Below are 18,670 nucleotides of genomic sequence, written 5' to 3'. Positions count from 1 at the left end.
ACCCCAAAATTTGGACAGGTGCCTAAGCTATGATTCATCATCTCCACAAGGAGGAGAATCATGAGCAAGAAACGCAAACAATACAGCGCATCATTCAAGTCCAAAGTCGCTCTGGCCGCCATCAAGGGCGACCAGACCACATCCGAAATTGCTGCTCGTTTTCAGATCCACCCCACCATGGTCAGCACCTGGAAGCGCGACTTGCTGGAGAACGCTACCGACCTCTTCGAAGGCAAGAAGAAGGTCGGCAAGCAATCCGATGAGCCCAGCACAGACGAGCTGTACCGTGAGATTGGTCGACTGACGGTGGAACGCGATTTTTTGTCGCGCAAGCTCGATCAGTAAGCCGCCAACAGCGGTTGGCAATGATCGAGCGTGGTCATCCCCAAATCAGTCTTTCACGCCAGTGCGAGCTGCTCAAGCTGAGCCGCTCATCGGTGTACTACGTCCCTCGTGAGCCATGTCAGGAGGATCTGGACCTGATGTATCTGATTGATCAGCAACACCTGGAAACGCCGTACTATGGCTCTCGCAAGATGCGTGCCCATTTGCAGCACCAGGGCTATCGGGTCAATCGGAAGCGGGTGCAGAGGCTGATGCGCACCATGGGCATTCAGGCGGTGTATCCACGCCCCAGAACCAGCATTCCGGGCGACGGGCACAAGGTTTATCCGTACCTGCTCAAAGGGCTGAAAATCGACCGCCCCAACCAGGTGTGGGCAACAGATATCAGCTATATTCCGCTGGCCCGGGGCTTCATGTATCTGGTCGCCATCATCGACTGGTACAGCCGCAAGGTGCTGTCCTGGCGGGTCTCCAACACCATGGACACAGACTTTTGTGTCGATGTCCTGGAGGAGGCTCTACAGCGCCATGGAGCGCCGGAGATCTTCAATACCGATCAGGGTGTCCAGTTCACCAGTGAGGCCTTCACAAACGTTCTCAAAGATCATGGCATCCGGATCAGCATGGACGGCAAGGGCTGCTACCATGACAATATATTCGTGGAACGGCTCTGGCGCAGCGTCAAATACGAGTGTGTTTACCTTGCCGCTTTCGAGGATGGACAACACTTGAAGCAGGCGCTCCACCGGTACTTCTGGCATTACAATCAGACCCGGTACCACCAAACCCTTGATTACCAAACGCCCGATGAGGTGTACTACGGGCAACCCATATCTCTGGCAGCCTGAGTCAGGGAAACAACCGGATTATAGCTTAGGGATACCATCAGGTTGTCCAACTGATTGGGTCCACCTCAGTCTCCTGAGCAAGCCCGGCCGTTCAAGCTGATCCTTCAATTACATACGCCATTGGTGTTGCCCCATGTGGTGCCTCGCCTGGATACCTTGCTCTACGAAGCAGCGTGTCGCCGTGAAATGGACTGGTCATCACCTCATTCGTTACCGTTGGTATTCGATGAAAACCAGGGAGCTTTCCGGGCATCTCAGCTGATTTTTGGTGTCACGCCGCAATTTGGGCTGGAAGCGCATCAGATCGGTTTGATTACCTATCTATACCGCTTACCGCTGTTGGCAGCACGCAATGTGCGCGCCCCGTTGCGTATTGACGGTGGTGATTGGGCACCCAAGCTCACCCAACAACAGGGGCGGTTGTGTCCTTATATTGTATTTTATGCAGAAGGGAACCCAGATGCCTGTGTTGATCTTCTAAGTGAAGTGCCCCATATCGGCATTGGCTATAGCCACGGCCAAGGTGCGGTGACGTTTGTATCGACTGAATCTGATGACCAAGCACGCTGGCGACAGCGTAGCTGGCGGGATCCTGGCTTGCACACTGACTTTACCTATACACCTCAAGCCGATGCACTTCGCCTGACGCCCTGGGGAGAAGATGAAGCTGTGTATCGGCCACCTCGTATTCTGCGTGAGGTGCTGACATGACAGGGGCATCGAAGTTGCATTCTCTTGCCTACCAGCGTCTTTTTGAAGCTACAGCATCACTGCGCAAAGGCGCCTTTTTTGAAACATTAACGCCCGAGACACCCAGCTGTGCCTGTTGTGATCGCTCTTGGTGTGAGGTTGAAGCGCCTTTTCAGGCAGTGAGGTACCATTACGGTAAAAATGGTGAAACAGAATATGTCTGCTTGACCTGTTACACGCCGAGGATTCCCAGCGAGGAGATGCTGGGGCTGGAGCGGTTCAACGTGACAGGTAAAACCCGTACTCCGATATATGGAAAATTGGGAATGCTGGTGGGGTCTGGCGGTATTATTACGCCGCGGTCAGAGTTGTATCTGACGTTGCCGCCCAAGTTGTTTGAAAAATATCGAGAGGGAGAGTTTGGACAGCAAGGTAGGCTGAGTACGCAAAAATCGCTGGTACGCCTGATATCATTGCTTTCCCAAGGCGCGCTTGATCCGCTGGTAGATGGCTTTGTCTACATCGAGAATTGGGGGCGCAAGGTTGATGTACTCATGCGCCAGCTAACGCCTACCTATTCGCTGCACGAGGTATGGTGCAATAGCGATCGTGGGGTTCGTGTCATGAATCTGCATGCCATGCTGTTAACTGCAGAGCAGCTACATCAGCAGGGGCTGCATAAAAAGGCTGGTAGCATTGTGTTTTGGAAACCCATTCTGGATGCGGCAGAAGGTCACCGAGACGATAAAGCGTTTGAAAAATGGCTCGCTAAAGTGCCTGAACCAGCAGCATTGATGCAGTCATTACCCCTTGATCCTTACGATCGTTTACAGTTGCCCACCGTGCTGGGGGTTATCATGGATTTTCTGGACGATTTATTGCCGTACTGTCATCCAAAACCATTCCCTGCGCTGGCTCAGCAAACACCTTCGGCTCCACAGCAGGGAGCTTTATTTTGATGCAGGTGCATTACTATGAAGCCACAGCGCTTTGTCATCCTGGCAACGTTCCTGACCAAGTAGTCACGTTGGAGGATTACCACCGCAAGGCGTGGCAGCTATTCACTGACCATGCTCACTATAGGCAACGTGAACGGCCCTTTATCTTTCGTGCTGATTGGCTAACGCAAAGCCGCCATCTTTTTACCATCCGTTCCATCCACGAATTTCCGCATGCGCAGCATCACTGTGTGGACGTATCACACGGCACTGAACTGTCGCTAAGCTGGCAATGGGTACCAACGATGTCAACGCGTTTATCACCTACAGGGCAGAGACTGAAGCGCAGTCAGCATATTCCGGCACCGCGAGAGCGCTGGCCAAATTTATTGGTGGAGCGCATGGAGCATCAAGGGTTTGCGATTGATCCAGCGACACTTTCCATATCACCACTAGGAAAATGGCATCACCGTCGACAAAAGGCTCAACAGCAAGAAGTTGTATGGGTGGATGCACAGGTTAAGGTGATTGATGAAACGCTGGCTGCTAACGCGTGGCTGAAGGGGGTCTCGCGTCTGCGTGCCTATGGGATGGGTATGTTGTGTCAGGGAGGTTAGATAGTTAACACCGTTAACTGTTATCATATTGGCGTTCCGCCTTAGCGGAAGTGCTTGCAATGGACTTCAAACCAGTATGGAACGTCTAGAAATCTCGCCTTTGCGGGAAAGCGCCTTGGTAACTCCAAGGCGCAGCTCTTGCACCGTTCTTTTCTTATACCACAGGGCTCCTGTACTGATGCATCCAGTGATTCACTATTTGAGTGAACAGTTGCCAACCCGTCAAGGTTTCCAGCGTAGTCCGGTACAGATTGCCTATGCTGAAGCCCTGATTGAAGGCATAAGCCAAACAGGCAAGCTCCACTTTGTTGAAGGCGATACTGGCATTGGTAAATCCTTAGCTTACCAGCTGGTATTGGCTGACTGGGTCGCGAAAGGCAAATTGATGGGCGGGCAGCAGGCTGCTCGCCGAGCGTTGATCTCGACTCATTCGCGGACGTTGCAACGTCAGCTATTGCAACCAGGGAACTTGGCTATCATCCAGGATTATCTGGCGGCTGCGCGGTTACCTCAAGTCAGCTTCGCGTTGCGAATGGGGCGAGAAAACTACTTAAGCCCTGAAAGGTTGATGCTTAATTTGGGGGTTACGCAATTAGAAGATGCTTTGGATAACAGGCATCTTCCAAGTACTCATCAGCGCCTGGCTCAATGGGCGTTGGAAAATGACGGTTGCCTGCTCGATTTAGACCCTGCCATGCTGCCAGATGGTTGGCGATTGTCCGATATAGCCTTGCGTCATAGCGACCCCATGCCAGAAAGCCTAGAAGTGCTACACGAGCAGGCGCAGCAAAGCGATATTCTGGTAATTAACCACGCCTTATTGGCCGTGGATCTAGTCACTCGGGGCAAAATCACCCAAGCCGAATCTCCTTACGCGCTATTACTGGATGAGGCCGAGCACTACCCTGAAATTGCGGAGGAGTTGCTCAGTCATCGTGTTTCATTGAAAACAGCCACGCAGTTGCTGGAGCAGTTGAAACAGCACCGGCTTGCCAAGCAGTGGCGCAACCTGCTTGAAAACATGACGCATCGTGAATACGCGGGTAGTGCCCATGGCTTAACGCCTTACCAGAGTGAAGCCCTTCAAGAGGCCGTGACTGCACTGCTAAAATTGCGCTTACGCGAACACAGCCATGAGGCTGCCCTATGGCGTGAATGGCAGCACCTTTGCCAGGGCGCGGAGCAAATAGCTACCAGGCTACGCGAATCAAGCCGCTATCTGGTGCTGGATTACTCGCCGGTACTGGGTCTGCCAGGGGTTGTTGCCCATGCACCGAGTGCAGCGTCCAGTTTGAAGTCGGGGGCTAGTGAGCGCGTTACCATGCTGACCTCAGCAACCTTGTCAGATCTTGATCACGCTCCAGGCGAAACACCCAACTTTCGCTATATGCGAAGTCGGCTGCAGCTGCCGGTCACCCATAAACGCAGTGGCCTACAACGCAGTTTTCAGGCGCAGCAATTTGGGAGTATCCGCTTTCGTTTGCCGCGTGAACTGCCTCATCCGCTGGCACAGAAGGAAAGTGGTGAATACGGATTATCCCAGCCGTTTGCCCGCACAGTGGTTCCCTACCTTGTGGATCAGCCGGGGCGTACCTTGGTGCTATGTGCCAGTTATACAGATGTAACTGTATTGGCAGCCCACTGGCCGGTAGAGCACTCAGATCGTTTGATGGCGCATCAGCCTGGTATGGGGCTAAGTGAAGTGATGGCTAAGCTGGATAAAGATACCATCTTACTTACACCTGCTGGGTGGGAAGGGCTGTCGCCTGACCGGGAAGATGATCAGGCGTATTGGCAGCACCTGGTGGTATTGCGCAACCCACGCCCAATACTCAGTCAGGTAGAGCAACATTTGGTAGAGCAGTTACTGCGCCGTCGTGATGTTAGCGAGCAGGACGCTACTCGAATAGCCAAAGGCATGCTGCAGAGAAAAACACGGTTCGAACGTTGCATAAGCTCCGTCAGGGGTTGGGGCGCGCCATTCGTCATCCCGATGACGAGGTCTTGGTGACCTTGCTGGAACCACGTATCCCTAGGCCGTCTGGTTATCCAGCATGTAGCGGTGTCTATACAAGGAAGAATTTGATAAGTGCTATTCCTGCACGTTTTCGCTTGGCGTATCAGCAAGCGGAAGAGCCAGGTGAGAAAGACACCCTAGATTCGAAATCACCATCGTCATCACTGTCAGCGTTGTTGTGAGTACCTTGGATATCTTAAACTTGATTGACGGAGTAGGGGTGAGTAGAGGTGCTTACCCTAACAGGTTCAGAACGGATTCAGGGCGTAGATTGGCCTTTGCCAATACACTGTTACCTGCTTGCTGCAAGATTTGTGCGCGAGCCATTGCTGCGCTTTCCTGAGCATAGTCGGCATCCATAATTCGCGAGCGAGTTGCAGCGCTGTTCATACGAGCTGTATTGAGTCCTTCGATTCGGCTTTCAACACGATTTTGTGTTGCACCCAAAAGGCTACGTTGTTCGTCGACGCTTTGAATCGCATCATCCAGTACGCTCAACGGGTTATTGGGTTGCTTGATGCGAATCTCATCAGCATCTGCGGTAATGTTAAGCACAGTGCGTTTTTCACCCGATATTGCTTGATTGAGGTCAGCATCTGTATTGCCGGAAAAACTGAACTCATAGTAGATTAATACTTCGCTAGCGCCCTGCGAGACCTGCAACAATGTTGTGTCACTGGTAACGTTGTCGACGAGAGTGGCTTTTCTGAAGCTATCTTGATCTGAATCGTTAGATAAGCGCATGAAGTAGTTGCCATCATCATCTTGACGCAACGCATCACTATAGGTTCTGAAACTGCCATCCTCATTTTCTTCAGTATAATTAATTTCCACATTGGATTGGTCAAGCGTGATCACTGAATCGCCATAAATCCTTTCAACTGACGAAAATGATTGTGGCGCTGCACCTACTTCCTGAGATACATCGACATCAACCGTAGTGGTGTCATCAGCTGTGATAGAGAAGCTCACTTTGGTGTAGGTAGGTTTGACGCCAGAAGCATCCTCCACATAGTAGCCACCGCTGCTAAACCTGTAGTCCAGCAGTCTGGCGTCACCGGTCGATAGGCCAAGCGAACTGACATTCAAATCCGCGGTATCGAAAGAAATCGTGCTGACGGACGTTGGAGTGCTAAAACCTGCCTGTATCACGCCACCAGACTCGCTAGCTTTCACATTAAGAGTACTGCCGTCCGTTGAACTAAGATCAGCGGCAAAATGTCGTGTTACCGCCATCTACTTGTTGAATGTAATAGTCACCACCATGCTCAACCAGCGACTGGCTGCCGCTTGAAAAAGTAGCGCCAGTGCTGGTTTCGAAGATAACGTTTGAATAGCTGCCATAGGAATTTGCCTGTGGCGTACCGTTAACATCCACGGTGATGTTGTCGCTATCAGTAATCGGTGTGAAGGATGTATCGGTATAGGTGGTAATATTCTTAGCTTGAGTCGTTAACTGTGGAGTACTTTCAATCCCTTCCAGAGAGACAGATGCCTCGCGATAAATAGTCAGCCCATCTTCCTGCGTACGAATAAAGTAATCGCCATTCGCGTTCACCAGCTGGGGATTGTTACCTGCTGCTACGTTGCTTCCGTCACTTAGCTCAAACGTCTGCTGAGAGGAATTGGTAGGAATGGCTACTGCGCTTGTCTCGGAGAAAATCGGGCTATTAGCTTCAATAATGATTTCATTATTATTGGTTTCAGTGAAGTGTGTAGCATCCTGTCGAGAGTAGTAATAATACTGTGGTTTCCCACCTTCCTGAGTTTCGATATAGCGTCCTCCGAAATCCCCGGTGCCCCTGACAAAATCAGACTCAGAATTATCCTGTAGCACACCGTTCACAAACATAGATAGGTCAGTTGTGACTTCGGAGCCTGGAGCAGGGCGTAACTCAATGTCTTTAGCACTACCTATCAGCGTGTCGCGCGGAATAATCTCACCTTCCAAGCCATAAATAGTGAAATCTTCAAGGCCAAGTGCCTCAACGCTGAAGGCTTGAAAACCCAGGTCGACTGGCAGCGTTTCGGTATCATTTGCGCCGAGCTGTAAGTCAAGCGCACCTGTTTTGCCATCAAGCAGCGGTATGCCATTGAAATCCGTTTCCGTTTGGAGGCGGTCGATTTCTTTCAGGTTCTGATTAATTTCTGCCTGTATGGCATCGGCGTCTCTTGCCGTAATGGTGCCATTGAGACCCTGAACGGACAGTTCGCGCACTCGCTGTAAATGATCATTGATTTGGCTCAGCGCACCCTCCGCTGTCTGGATCATCGAGATGCCATCGTTAGCATTACGCATGGCTTGGCCTTGCCCGATGATCTGGCTCGTCATGCGATTGCCAATTGCCTGCCCTGCTGCATCATCCTTGGCACTATTCACTCGCAAACCAGAGGAGAGACGCTCCATGCTGGTCGCAATGGTTGCCTGCGATTTTTTTAGGTGTTGCTGGCCAACAAGCGAGGAAAGGTTGGTATTGATCACCGACATATAGGGTCTACTCGTCGTCCATGATTGGTTACGTTGTCTATTCTCGGGCAGCTACAGCTAAACTTTAACGCTCATACCTCAACAAAGCGGGCTTGAAGCACGGCAGCTTTGCGGTATGGCTGCTATGAGCAGAGTATAAACATCCTTATCATACTTAGCGATAGGCGCCATTTTATACAGATTGCCTCTCCATCAGCGTGAGCAAAGCATACTAAGAAAACGCTGCATAATACTTCCTACAACAGTGGTATTCGCTTGCCGATGAATCGCTGGAAGATGCCATCTACGACAGCCAGGCCATGCGTGACTTCATCGGTATTGATCTGGCCATTGAAAGCGTGTCCGATGCCACAACGCTGCTGGAAAAGCATGCCCTGACCCAACGGATCTTCGAGGAGATCAACGCTAGCCTTGGCGAGCAGGGTCTCTTCATGCGCGAGGGCACCATCGTCGATGCCACCATTGTGGCGGCCGCTCCCTCTACCAAGAGCAAGGCCAGGCAGCGTGGTCCGGAGATGAAGCGAACCAAGAAAGGCAAATCAGTGGTTCTTCGGACTAAAAGCTCATATCGGCGTTGATGCCGTGACAGGACTGACCCATAGTGTCTCCACCACCTCGGCCAACGTTGCTGATGTGACCATGAAAAGCCACCTGGTCCGGGATGACGATAAACAGGTATATGGCGACGCGGGTTACATCGGCATGGGGAAGTATCTGGGCGAAGAGAAGGATGCCCCGGATTCACGGTGCTGTGTCGCTGCCAAGCGTGGCACTATCAAGACGATGGAAAATAGACCGATGAAAACGCTGCTGTTGGAATACGAAAAAAACAAGGCCAGCATTCGCGCCAAGGTTGAGCATCCGTTTCATGTCGTCAAGAACCTCTTTGGCTACCGGAAGGTTCGCCACAAGGGACTGGCTAAGAACCAGGCGCAGTTGTTCAGCTTATTCGCTCTAGCAAACCTGGTGCTGGCTAAGCGATGCGAAGGCCGAGTTGATGAGGCCTGGTAGCCGGATAGGCCGCCTGAGGCTCGAAATTTGCTGCGCTGAGCGCATCAGCTGCTCAGCGGTTCCTTAAAGGAGGAGGTGGGGAAAACAGCCAGATGAGGCAGTATTTTGCCGGGATCGAAAAAAAAATTGTTCATACCCTAAAGGTTGCTCCTGATTGGCCGTAATTGTTAATAACGGCACACAATGTGGCCGAAAAGAAGGCCTCAACGGCCAGTCCAATTGACAGGAGAATTACTATGTCCGTGATCAATACTAACATCACTTCCATGATCGGCCAGCAGAACCTGCGTGAGTCTCAAAACGCGCTCAGCACATCCATGGAGAGATTATCTTCTGGCCTGCGTATTAACAGTGCTAAAGATGACGCAGCTGGTCAGGCCATCGCCAATCGTATGAGCTCCCAAATCACGGGTCTTAGCCAAGCTCAGCGTAATGCTAACGATGGTATTTCTGTTGCTCAGACTGCAGAAGGCGGCTTGAATCAGATCAATGATAACTTGCAGCGTATCCGTGAACTGACTGTTCAGAGCCAAAATGGTACTAATAGTCAAGCTGACCTTAATTCGATCCAAAATGAAATTGATCAACGTATTACTGAAATTGATCGCATTTCAGAAGAAACTGACTTTAATGGCGTTAAAGTTCTTGATGAAGGCTCTGAGGCTATTAATATTCAGGTCGGCGCTAATGACGGCGAAGTAATTTCTGTTGAGTTAACAGCAATTAATTCTGATACTTTGAATCTGGACGATTTCAACGTAAATGGTGCAGTAGGGGCAACTAGTGATCTCGCTGCAGGCGGCACTATTTCTGGCGGTGGCACTTTTGAAGGTTCAACTATCGTATCTGGTGGTGCGGGCGTTACACTAGATGGGAACGATGCCGCATCTGGTGGTACGCTAGTAGAAGACCAAAATGGCAACTACTTTGTAGAGCTTTCTAGCGGTGGCGGTACTTTTGCTGTTGATAATCTTAGAACCACAACCAATGATGCAGGTGAAATAACTGCTGTAACTGTAACAGTTGGCTCTGAGGTGCCCGGAGCTTCACGGTTCAGTAATCCTCTCGGAAACTTAGATGCTTCTTTAAATACTGTTGATAACTTACGCTCAGAGCTTGGTGCTGTCCAGAACAGATTTGAGTCGGCTATTACAAACTTAAGTACCAACGAGACTAACCTCTCAGCTGCTCGATCTCGCATCGAAGATGCTGATTATGCAGTAGAAGTGGCTGATATGACCCGCTCGCAGATTCTTCAGCAGGCAGGTACCTCTGTTCTGGCACAGGCCAACCAGATCCCGCAGAACGTTTTATCTTTGTTGGGTTAATTGCTTAAAAACTTATTATCACGTTGACGTACATCAGGCTTCCTCAGGGGAGCCTGTTTCGTTTTGGCGGAAACTGTTATGGTCATTAATACGCGTTGGCACACCTACTAGGAATAGACTATCTATGAACACCACGGCTTTCGACTGGCAACTGCCAGGTAAAATCGTTGTGATCGACAATAATAGCGAACTCCTGATGCAAGAAGGCTTTGACACGTTAATGAGCCTAGGTACATTTGCTGTCATTGCTTTTGATCCCAGTAGCCGAGTCGAAAACCCTGAGCAGCTTGCCGACAAGGAAGATGTGCAACTCTTTCGTCATGCCGTGCTTGGTAATGGCATGGCGACTGAGCTCCATGCCTGTCTTGCCCCTGAAATGACAAGCACTCTGCCTCCACTGCCTCCTGAGCAACTGCCGCCAAGAGAGCGTGCACAAGCTCGTGTACTGGCAAAACTGCCTATCCAAACCATTGCCTTGGACAATATTGAAGGGCTGGAGAGCCTTGATTGGCTGATTCTTGCCGACAATAGCGATAGCCTAGCAGTGCTAGAAAATGGCATAAGGACTCTTGAAGATACCTTGTTGATACAGGCGCGCGTGGTTTTCCAGCCCACCCACCACCACCAGCCAGATCTCATGCAGTTGAGCCACTGGGCATCGCGTCATGGTTTTCGTTTTTACAGCTTGAACCAGTACTCCCATTACAGCCATTTTCCGCAGGAGCAGTCACTGCTTAGCGATCAGGCAACGGAACTTGCCTCGGCCAACGCTCTCTTCATTCCTTGCAGGGAGCGCATGGCTAGCCTTTCACCTGGAAAACTCAACAAATTGAGTTTCCTGCTACATACCATTTATGGCATGGCAGATCTCACCTATGATGTACTCTACCAATTAGACCCGCTCAAGGCCCAGGCTTATCTCGAGGCGGAAGGGCTAACCCTGGCAGTAGGAGAACCGTTCTTTGAAAGCAGTTTTTCTTCATCGCTGTTCAGTGCGGCCCAGGTGCAATGGTGGGATACGTCTGACATGGGTGAAGAGCCAGACTATTCCGGCGAAGAATATGAGACAGCCAAAACCGAGGTCGAAGAAACAACTGCGGTAGAATCCGACCGAAGATCTTCTCTCTCAGGAGATATCACCCAGGATATTGCAGCTCTACAAGAAGTCTATCCCCTCGCGGGAAGCCCTTTGCGTGAGTCCACCTATGTGTTTGAGTTACTCGACACGATAGAAAAGGAAGAGCGTTTTGTCGAAGGTTATCGCCTCATTCAACAAGCAAGCAAGGTAGGTCTTGGCACCACCGAGCAGTTAGATACACTCATCTACTGGCGTAAGGCCCAGATCAGCGCCCAGCAAGGTGCTTGGTTTCCCTCGGAGCTAGAATTTACTGATACTGAAAAGGGGCACTGGTTCAATAGAGGAAGTGAAGCGGCTGCAGTCAGCAAAAGTATTGATGAAGCAATTCGACTACGCCGGGAAGGTGCCTTCAGTGCTGCCGAGCAGTGGCTTGCAGGATATCGGGAACAAATGCCTGCATGCCCCTTGAGCCTTGCCGAACAAGCAAAGTTGAGTGTTCTTCAGGGTAAGCAAGTAGATACTGAGACTCTGCTTGTCACGCTGCGTGGGCATGAAGCAAACCCGCAGGCAGCGATCTATTTAGCCTTCTGGCTGATTAATACCCAGAAAGCCAACAAGGCGCTGGCAGTTCTTAATCGCCTGGAAATCAACGGTTCTGAGGTACAGCTTGTGAAGGCACAGGCGTTAATGCAGCAAAAGCACTATGATCTGGCTCTGCAGCAGCTTGAGCAAATTCCTGAGGAGTCTGATGTCGCTGCTGAGGCTTGTCTTATCAAGGCCACAATCCACCACCATCTAAAGGCACAAAGTGAAGCTATTATTGCGTGCATACAAGCGATTGCTCACAGGCCTGCCTATCTACCCTCTTGGGAGACTCTCGGTGAGCTGACCGTCAATATCAAAGAACTCTATAACCAGAATATTGACTTGCTGGAAACGGTGATGTGTCACAGTGGCGGTAGTCGTCGACTCATCCAGCTGCTGGTTACATTTTACATCCAGCATGAAAACTGGCCATCTGCGCTGCAATGGGCGCGACAAGGGGTGAGCCAAGAACCTGAAAACATCGATATGCGTATGAACTTGCTTCAGGTGCTGCATAGCCTTAAAGATTGGTCCGCATTGCGTCTTGCTGCTCGTCAAGGTGTTACATATCATCCCCGCAAGCTAAACTTTTCTTACTACTTAGGTGTGGCTGAAAATGGTCTGCATAATTCGGCAAAAGCAATGCAGTATCTGAAGGTCTGCCACAAGGCATCCCCTAGAGATAATCGAGTATGTTTTGAGTATGCACTCGCCTTGACTGCTTTGGGTCGCCATGCTGATGCGCTTGAGATGGTTCGCAAGATTGACGAAGGGAAATTGAGCAAATCATCCCTGACTACTATGGGGCAGATTTATACAAGATTAGGCCTTTATGATTCGGCAGAGGATGTTATACAAAGCTTGTTGGTCAAGCACCCAGCAGATGCCAATCTGCACTGGGCTCTATCCAATATCTTGTTGAAAAAAGGCAAGATAGGAGAAGGCTGGGATGAATATGAATGGGGGTTTGAGGCAGGTGAAAGAAACCCGGGACGTGAATTCGATGTGCCACGTTGGGACGGCAAACCTCTTGATAAAGGCAAGGTTTTAGTCTGGCATGAGCAAGGGCTAGGTGATGAAATCATGTTTGCTGCCTGCCTAACATTTTTAGATAAACCGGCATGCAATATTGTTTTTCAATGCCGTGAGAGACTTGCCAGGTTGTTTAAGAAAACTTTCGGACACATCGAAATAATGCCAATAAAGGAGAATAGACCCCTCCCCTCGCTGAAGGGAAAGAATATTAGTGCTCATATTCCAGTAGGCTCACTGGTTCGTCTTTTCCATCGCGACTCCTCATCCTTTCCGGATTATTCTGGCTATCTTCAGTGCAGCTTGACAAAAACCTCAAAGTGGCGTAAATACCTGGAAGATGAGTTTGGTAATGACAAAATTTTTGTAGGAGTATCTTGGGCAGGAGGGATAACCAATCTGAAAAAAGCAAAGACTTACTTTGGGACAAAAAAAGAAAATTTCTCTCCTATTCTTGAAGTCAAGGGTGTCGTCTTCGTAAGCCTCATGTATTTCAACGTTACGGATGATGTTTCTGAACTTAGAGATCAGGGAGTTTCTATCCATGAGATGCCAGATGTGGATATGAAAAACAACTTGGAAGAGGTTTCGGCTATTACTAAATCACTTGACTTAGTTATTGCCACAGAAAATTTTCCTTTCATACATGCAGGATCGTTGGGAGTGGAATGCTGGCTCATGTCTAATTTTGATTCCCATATCTATATGGATGATCGTAATGAATTCAAATTTTTTAGAGCTATAAAGATAACAAAGATCGAAAAGCCTGATAGCCGGAATCACGTTCTTAATATCTCTAGGAAGCTAGCAGCTCAACTGGAACGTCGCGTTCAAGAAAAGTTATCTTATGGAGATAAAAGTTCATGAAAAACACTGTATTTCTGGACTGCACTCTTCGCGATGGTGGTTACTACAATGGGTGGGATTTCTCCAGCAAGCTAATTCAGAATTACTTGGAGGCTATGCAGGCATGCGGAGTAGATATGGTGGAGCTTGGGTTTCGCTCACTGCATAATATTGGTTTTAAGGGGGCTTGTGCCTACACCACGGATGAGTACATCCGTAGCATCTCAGCCCCGGCGGGGCTGGCCGTCTGTGTAATGGTCAATGGTAGCGAGCTAGTGGGTGAACTGCCTCAACAAGAAGCACTTGAGCGCCTGTTTCCTGTGTTGGCTGCGGAGTCCCCGGTCGATCTAGTACGTATTGCCTGTCACGTTTATGAGTTTGAAGAGGCCTTGCCTGCGGTGAATTGGCTCAAGGCGCGTGGGTACCAGGTCGGGTTCAACCTGATGCAGGTAGCTGATCGCAAGGAAGACGAAGTAAAAGCCATTTCTTGCGTAGCAGCCAGCTATCCTCTAGACGTGCTCTATTTTGCCGATAGCATGGGCAGCATGGATCCAGAACAAACTGCGCTGATTATTCAGTGGTTCCGCAGCGGGTGGAGTGGCGCGATGGGTATTCATACTCATGATAATAAGGGGTTGGCACTCTCCAATACCTTACATGCGCTGGATGCAGGCGTTACTTGGGTAGATTCTACTGTGACGGGTATGGGTCGTGGTCCAGGCAATGCTCGCACCGAAGAGCTTGCCATTGAACTGGGGGCGCGGCGGGGCAAGCAGGTTAACCTAGTGCCGCTGATGGCGTTGGTGCGTGAGTACTTCAAGCCGATGCAGAGCCACTATGGTTGGGGTACTAACCCCTATTACTATCTGGCGGGTAAATATGGCATTCATCCTACCTACATTCAGGAGATGCTCAGCGACTCTCGCTACGACGAAGAAGACGTACTGGCAGTAATCGAGCATCTGCGTGTCGAAGGTGGCAAAAAATTCAACCTTAATACATTGGATGCTGCGCGGCATTTTTATCGTGGTGAGCCCAAAGGGCAGTGGGCACCGAAGACACAATTTGAAGAACGTGAGGTATTGTTGCTGGGCAGTGGCCCTGGAGCCGCACGTCATCGCGAGGCGATTGAGCGTTATATCCGCACCCATCAGCCACTGGTAATGGCGCTCAATACGCAAACAGCGATTGAGGCTGAGCTTATCGATCTACGTGTGGCCTGCCATCCCGTGCGCCTGCTGGCAGATTGCGAGGCTCATACTCAATTACCCCAGCCACTCATTACACCATTTTCCATGCTTCCCAAAGACGTTCAAGCTTCCTTGGGCAATAAAAGGTGCTGGATTTTGGCTTAAATGTTCAGCCGGACACCTTTGAATTTGTTGATACCTACTGCACTGCTCCGAATTCGCTGGTCGTTGCTTATGCATTAGCAGTGGCAACTAGCGGTAAGGCAATACGAATTGTGATGGCTGGATTCGATGGGTATGGCGCAGATGATCCACGAAGCCAGGAGATGCAGCAGTTATTCAAGCACTATCAAACAGCTACGGGTGCCCTCTCTATCACGGCGATTACTCCTACACGCTATGACTTACATACCGAATCCGTTTACGCCCTCTGAACACGTAATATTGAGTTGAGGTAAATATATGCGAAGTGTGGTGATGATCCCAGCCCGTTACGGTTCCAGCCGTTACCCGGGTAAACCGCTGGTGCCTTTGCTTGGCAAACCGATGATCTTGTGGATTGCTGAACTTTCAGCGCGCGCTTTGGGTGTAAAAAATGTGTATGTGGCTACTGAAGACCAACGAATTATCGAGGTAGTGGAAAACGCTGGCTTCCAGGCAGTGATGACCACCGATGACGCCCAGACCGGTACTGATAGACTAGCTCAGGCGGCAGAACAAGTAGAAGCGGACATTTACATCAATGTGCAGGGCGATGAGCCGCTAGTGAATCCAGCCGATATTATCAATGTGCGTGACGCTAAGCTGGTCAATATGGATGATGTTATCAATGGGTATAGTTGGATCTCAAGCCAGGAAGATCCGCACAGTGTTAATATTCCCAAATTGATTACCAATGAACGCAATGAGCTGGTTTACATGTCGCGGGTGGCGCTACCCGGATTTAAGGATCCTAAATACGCACCTATGCGCTACAAGAAGCAAGTATGTATCTACGCCTTTACCCGTGCTGAGCTGATTGCCTTCCAAAATTTTGGGCGCAAGAGTGAACTGGAGTATAGCGAAGACATCGAGATCCTGCGCTTTTTAGAATTAGATAAAATCATTCGCATGGTGGAAACTCGTCCCGGGAGTTTAGCTGTGGATACGAAAGAAGATGTAGCTAATGTGGAAGCTGCTCTTTTAAGGCATGCTAAGCAGGTGCCTTCATGAAGTTCTTAATGTTTCAATATAACACTCTTATTTTTGATTTTGACGGTGTTGTTCTGAACTCTAATCAAGTTAAGACGGAAGCTTTTTTTTACACCACACTCCCTTACGGGGAAGATGCTGCTAATGCTATGGTGGAATACCATATTAAGCATGGTGGCATATTACGGTATAAAAAAATTGCTTATCTTCTTGATTATATTGTGCCTGCTAAAGCAATCCATGGTTGTGGCTCTCAACTTGATGTGCTACTGCACCGGTATGCTGCTCAAGTGTACCAAGGCTTATTAACCTGAGAAGCTGCTACAGGCCTGGGTCAACTGCGTGACCAGTCACCAAATACTCGTTGGCTAATTCCGTCTGGAGGCGGTCAACGCGAGCTTTGCAAGATATTTCAGCAACGCGGACTACTAGAGTTATTTAATGGTGGAGTTTTTGGAAGTCCCGAAGAAAAAGACGTTATAGTAAAAAGGGAGTTGAGTCGAGGGAATGTTGTATTTCTTGCTTTATTTTTGGGTGATAGTAAGTATAATTATCATGTTGCTTCTGAATCAAATATTGATTTTATTTTTTGAGCAAATAGTCGGATTTTGAAGGTTATAAAACCTTTTGCACTGAAAATGAAATTCATAGTGTTGATAATATAGAAAATCTCTTTAATTTTTTTGTAAAAGGTTACTGTAATGCCTTCAATTAAAAACTATCCTGTCTTTTTTATGAACGTTGACTCTCCCAAGCGTGATTTGGAATGGCGTTTGATGATGGCAGTCAAGTTAGCTAAAAAAGGAGCAGTGTCAGTTGTAGGGCAAAAAGAATACACATTTCCTGCTCACTCCCAATCTACAAATGCTATTTGGTTTGGCCGTTTTGCTGCGAATAATGCAACTTCAGATATGGATAACGAGTTATTCAAAAAAGTAAGAGAAAATAATACTAGCATTTTTTTTCTTCATGATGAAGGTGGTTTCTATATCAAAGAAACGTATGAAAAAGCTATTTTTAGAATTCATCCGCCTCATTTGTTAAAAAATGATTTTGTAAAAAGATTTTTTTGTGGGGTGATCTTCAGTTTAATGTTATAAGTAAATATTTACCTGAGGTGAGAGACAAGTTATGTGTTTCTGGCTATCCAAGGTTCGATATTTACAAATATTTTAAAAAAAATAAAGAGAAAAATAAGAAGATACTTTTCTGTACGAAGTTTGTACCTTCGAATCCTGGGCGGTATGCGTTGCCTATTTATTCGAAGAGAAATATAGAGTTAATGAGCCTAGATGTGGGGCGCTCAAAAGTAAGGGATTTTATTTACCGCCGATGGAAAAAAGCACCTTGGAAAGTATGGCTTTTTGTGACTTAGTAAAAGATACTGCCTCTGCAGGGTACCAAATAATATTGAGGCCACACCCCGATGAGGGAATTGATTTTTATCGTCAAGTTTTTCATGATTATAAGGAGGTTAAAGTTTCTTTTGAGGGAGACCTATCTGCCGAAATAGAAGGTGCTAGCGTTGTAGTTCAATCTGGTTGTACAAGTGGTATTGAGTCATTGTTGGCAGGTGTTACTACTATAAATTATCAACCATGCTACGGCTCAACCTTGTCTATAGAAGGTTTGTCTGACGTTGGAGATGTAGCTAAAGATCATAATGATGCTTTGAGAAAGATAATAGAAGCTTATAAAGAAAGGTCATCTCCGGAGTATTTTGAAAGCAATGTACTTTCTCGAATAGGAGAGGCTTCTAATTTTATTATAGAGAAAATGGAAGAGTCTGGTGCATTTTTGAACAAGTCAACACTTTATTTTCCTGACCCTATAAATTTTCCACAAGAAAAAGATATGCCAGAGGGTAAAGAGTTCTCTTATAATAGAGAATTACTTTTCGGAGCCTTGAAGAAATATGCATTAGCCAGTAATGTCAGAATAAGGGTGTTATCTTCTGGGTATAATCATATCATAGTAGCTCCATCTCATAGGTAGTGGTGTAATTATTTATGTTTGATCAATCTATAATCCTAGTCACTGGTGGAACTGGCTCATTTGGCTACACCTTCATAACTATGCTTCTGGAGCGCTACAACCCTAAAAAAGTTATCATCTTTTCTCGTGATGAAATGAAGCAGTGGGAGATGGCCAAGAAGTTTGAAGGTGACTCGCGCGTGCGGTTTTTCATTGGCGATGTGCGCGATCGTGATCGTCTTTATCGCGCGCTGGATGGAGTGGATTACGTGGTTCACGCGGCAGCGACGAAAATTGTACCAACGGCCGAGTACAACCCTTTTGAGTGCATCAAGACTAACGTGATGGGTGCAATGAACTTAGTTGATGCCTGTATTGATAAAGGCGTAAAAAAACTGGTGGCGTTGTCAACTGATAAGGCCAGCAGCCCAATTAATCTCTATGGCGCGACTAAACTGACCTCTGATAAGCTATTCGTCGCGGGCAATCACT

Annotated in this window: 17 protein-coding genes and 1 pseudogene; 16 read left to right on the top strand and 2 right to left on the bottom strand. The window is 48.4% G+C overall.

Annotation, left to right across the window (positions count from 1 at the left end; translation table 11 throughout):
• Positions 1 to 60: 60 nt before the first annotated feature.
• The 6 genes from HLB35_RS15525 (at position 61) to HLB35_RS19045 (ending at position 5,637) form a co-directional block, all read left to right on the top strand.
• A protein-coding gene (locus HLB35_RS15525; RefSeq protein WP_422822470.1) for an IS3 family transposase occupies positions 61 to 1,193 on the top strand; the annotation gives its coding sequence in 2 pieces (ribosomal slippage) (positions 61 to 316 and positions 316 to 1,193; 1,134 coding nt in all).
• Positions 1,194 to 1,247: 54 nt separating this feature from the next.
• Positions 1,248 to 1,904 carry a hypothetical protein gene (locus HLB35_RS15520; RefSeq protein ID WP_171703272.1) on the top strand — a complete coding sequence of 219 codons (657 nt, stop codon included), beginning with the start codon at positions 1,248 to 1,250 and terminating at the stop codon, positions 1,902 to 1,904.
• Complete coding sequence (locus HLB35_RS15515) at positions 1,901 to 2,842, top strand: hypothetical protein (protein WP_171703271.1); 942 nt, start codon at positions 1,901 to 1,903, stop codon at positions 2,840 to 2,842. The genes HLB35_RS15520 and HLB35_RS15515 overlap by 4 nt, the downstream gene beginning before the upstream one ends.
• Positions 2,842 to 3,438 (top strand): type I-E CRISPR-associated protein Cas6/Cse3/CasE, encoded by a 597-nt coding sequence (locus HLB35_RS15510; RefSeq protein ID WP_171703270.1) that lies wholly within the window; start codon positions 2,842 to 2,844, stop codon positions 3,436 to 3,438. The genes HLB35_RS15515 and HLB35_RS15510 overlap by 1 nt, the downstream gene beginning before the upstream one ends.
• A gap of 178 nt (positions 3,439 to 3,616) precedes the next feature.
• The gene (locus HLB35_RS15505) at positions 3,617 to 5,449 is read left to right on the top strand and encodes an ATP-dependent DNA helicase (RefSeq protein ID WP_171703269.1); all 1,833 of its coding nucleotides are present in this window, start codon (positions 3,617 to 3,619) and stop codon (positions 5,447 to 5,449) included.
• A complete protein-coding gene (locus HLB35_RS19045; RefSeq protein WP_171703268.1) occupies positions 5,386 to 5,637 on the top strand; it encodes a helicase C-terminal domain-containing protein in 252 nt (83 codons plus the stop codon). Before HLB35_RS15505 ends, HLB35_RS19045 begins: the two co-directional genes overlap by 64 nt.
• Positions 5,638 to 5,689: 52 nt before the next feature.
• Here HLB35_RS19045 and HLB35_RS15495 read toward each other — a convergent pair whose 3' ends face one another.
• Both HLB35_RS15495 and HLB35_RS15490 read right to left on the bottom strand, forming a co-directional pair.
• Positions 5,690 to 6,691 carry a flagellin gene (locus HLB35_RS15495; protein ID WP_171703267.1) on the bottom strand — a complete coding sequence of 334 codons (1,002 nt, stop codon included), beginning with the start codon at positions 6,689 to 6,691 and terminating at the stop codon, positions 5,690 to 5,692.
• Positions 6,663 to 7,943: a flagellin N-terminal helical domain-containing protein gene (locus HLB35_RS15490; RefSeq protein WP_171703266.1), complete on the bottom strand. Its 1,281-nt coding sequence runs from the start codon at positions 7,941 to 7,943 to the stop codon at positions 6,663 to 6,665. Before HLB35_RS15490 ends, HLB35_RS15495 begins: the two co-directional genes overlap by 29 nt.
• 230 nt (positions 7,944 to 8,173) lie before the next feature.
• Between HLB35_RS15490 and HLB35_RS15485 the strand changes: the two are divergent.
• From HLB35_RS15485 to HLB35_RS15445, 10 genes and pseudogenes are all read left to right on the top strand, one after another.
• Positions 8,174 to 8,954 (top strand): annotated as a pseudogene (locus HLB35_RS15485) (IS5 family transposase); the annotation flags it as partial.
• Between the two features lie 236 nt (positions 8,955 to 9,190).
• A complete protein-coding gene (locus tag HLB35_RS15480) occupies positions 9,191 to 10,282 on the top strand; it encodes a FliC/FljB family flagellin (RefSeq protein ID WP_171703265.1) in 1,092 nt (363 codons plus the stop codon).
• A 124-nt stretch (positions 10,283 to 10,406) separates the two neighbouring features.
• Complete coding sequence (locus HLB35_RS15475) at positions 10,407 to 13,844, top strand: tetratricopeptide repeat protein (protein WP_171703264.1); 3,438 nt, start codon at positions 10,407 to 10,409, stop codon at positions 13,842 to 13,844.
• A complete protein-coding gene (locus tag HLB35_RS15470; protein ID WP_216601597.1) occupies positions 13,841 to 15,178 on the top strand; it encodes an aldolase catalytic domain-containing protein in 1,338 nt (445 codons plus the stop codon). The genes HLB35_RS15475 and HLB35_RS15470 overlap by 4 nt, the downstream gene beginning before the upstream one ends.
• Complete coding sequence (locus HLB35_RS16670; RefSeq protein WP_216601596.1) at positions 15,160 to 15,447, top strand: hypothetical protein; 288 nt, start codon at positions 15,160 to 15,162, stop codon at positions 15,445 to 15,447. The genes HLB35_RS15470 and HLB35_RS16670 overlap by 19 nt, the downstream gene beginning before the upstream one ends.
• A 28-nt stretch (positions 15,448 to 15,475) precedes the next feature.
• A complete protein-coding gene (locus HLB35_RS15465; protein WP_171703263.1) occupies positions 15,476 to 16,225 on the top strand; it encodes a 3-deoxy-manno-octulosonate cytidylyltransferase in 750 nt (249 codons plus the stop codon).
• Positions 16,222 to 16,518, top strand: coding sequence for a hypothetical protein (locus HLB35_RS16665; protein ID WP_216601595.1), 297 nt, complete (start codon positions 16,222 to 16,224; stop codon positions 16,516 to 16,518). Before HLB35_RS15465 ends, HLB35_RS16665 begins: the two co-directional genes overlap by 4 nt.
• Before the next feature lie 387 nt (positions 16,519 to 16,905).
• Positions 16,906 to 17,304, top strand: a complete 399-nt coding sequence (locus tag HLB35_RS15455) for a hypothetical protein (protein WP_171703262.1) — start codon at positions 16,906 to 16,908, stop codon at positions 17,302 to 17,304.
• A 232-nt stretch (positions 17,305 to 17,536) separates the two neighbouring features.
• Positions 17,537 to 18,199, top strand: coding sequence for a glycosyltransferase family protein (locus HLB35_RS15450; protein WP_171703261.1), 663 nt, complete (start codon positions 17,537 to 17,539; stop codon positions 18,197 to 18,199).
• A 14-nt stretch (positions 18,200 to 18,213) separates the two neighbouring features.
• Positions 18,214 to 18,670 (top strand): SDR family NAD(P)-dependent oxidoreductase (locus HLB35_RS15445; protein WP_171703260.1); only part of this gene is annotated, 457 nt, incomplete at its 3' end.

This window comes from Vreelandella azerica (assembly GCF_013112225.1).
Taxonomy (GTDB): Bacteria; Pseudomonadota; Gammaproteobacteria; order Pseudomonadales; family Halomonadaceae; genus Vreelandella; species Vreelandella azerica.
The sequence above is the reverse complement of the archived record's forward strand: the minus strand, read 5'-3'. Positions and strand labels throughout refer to the sequence as shown.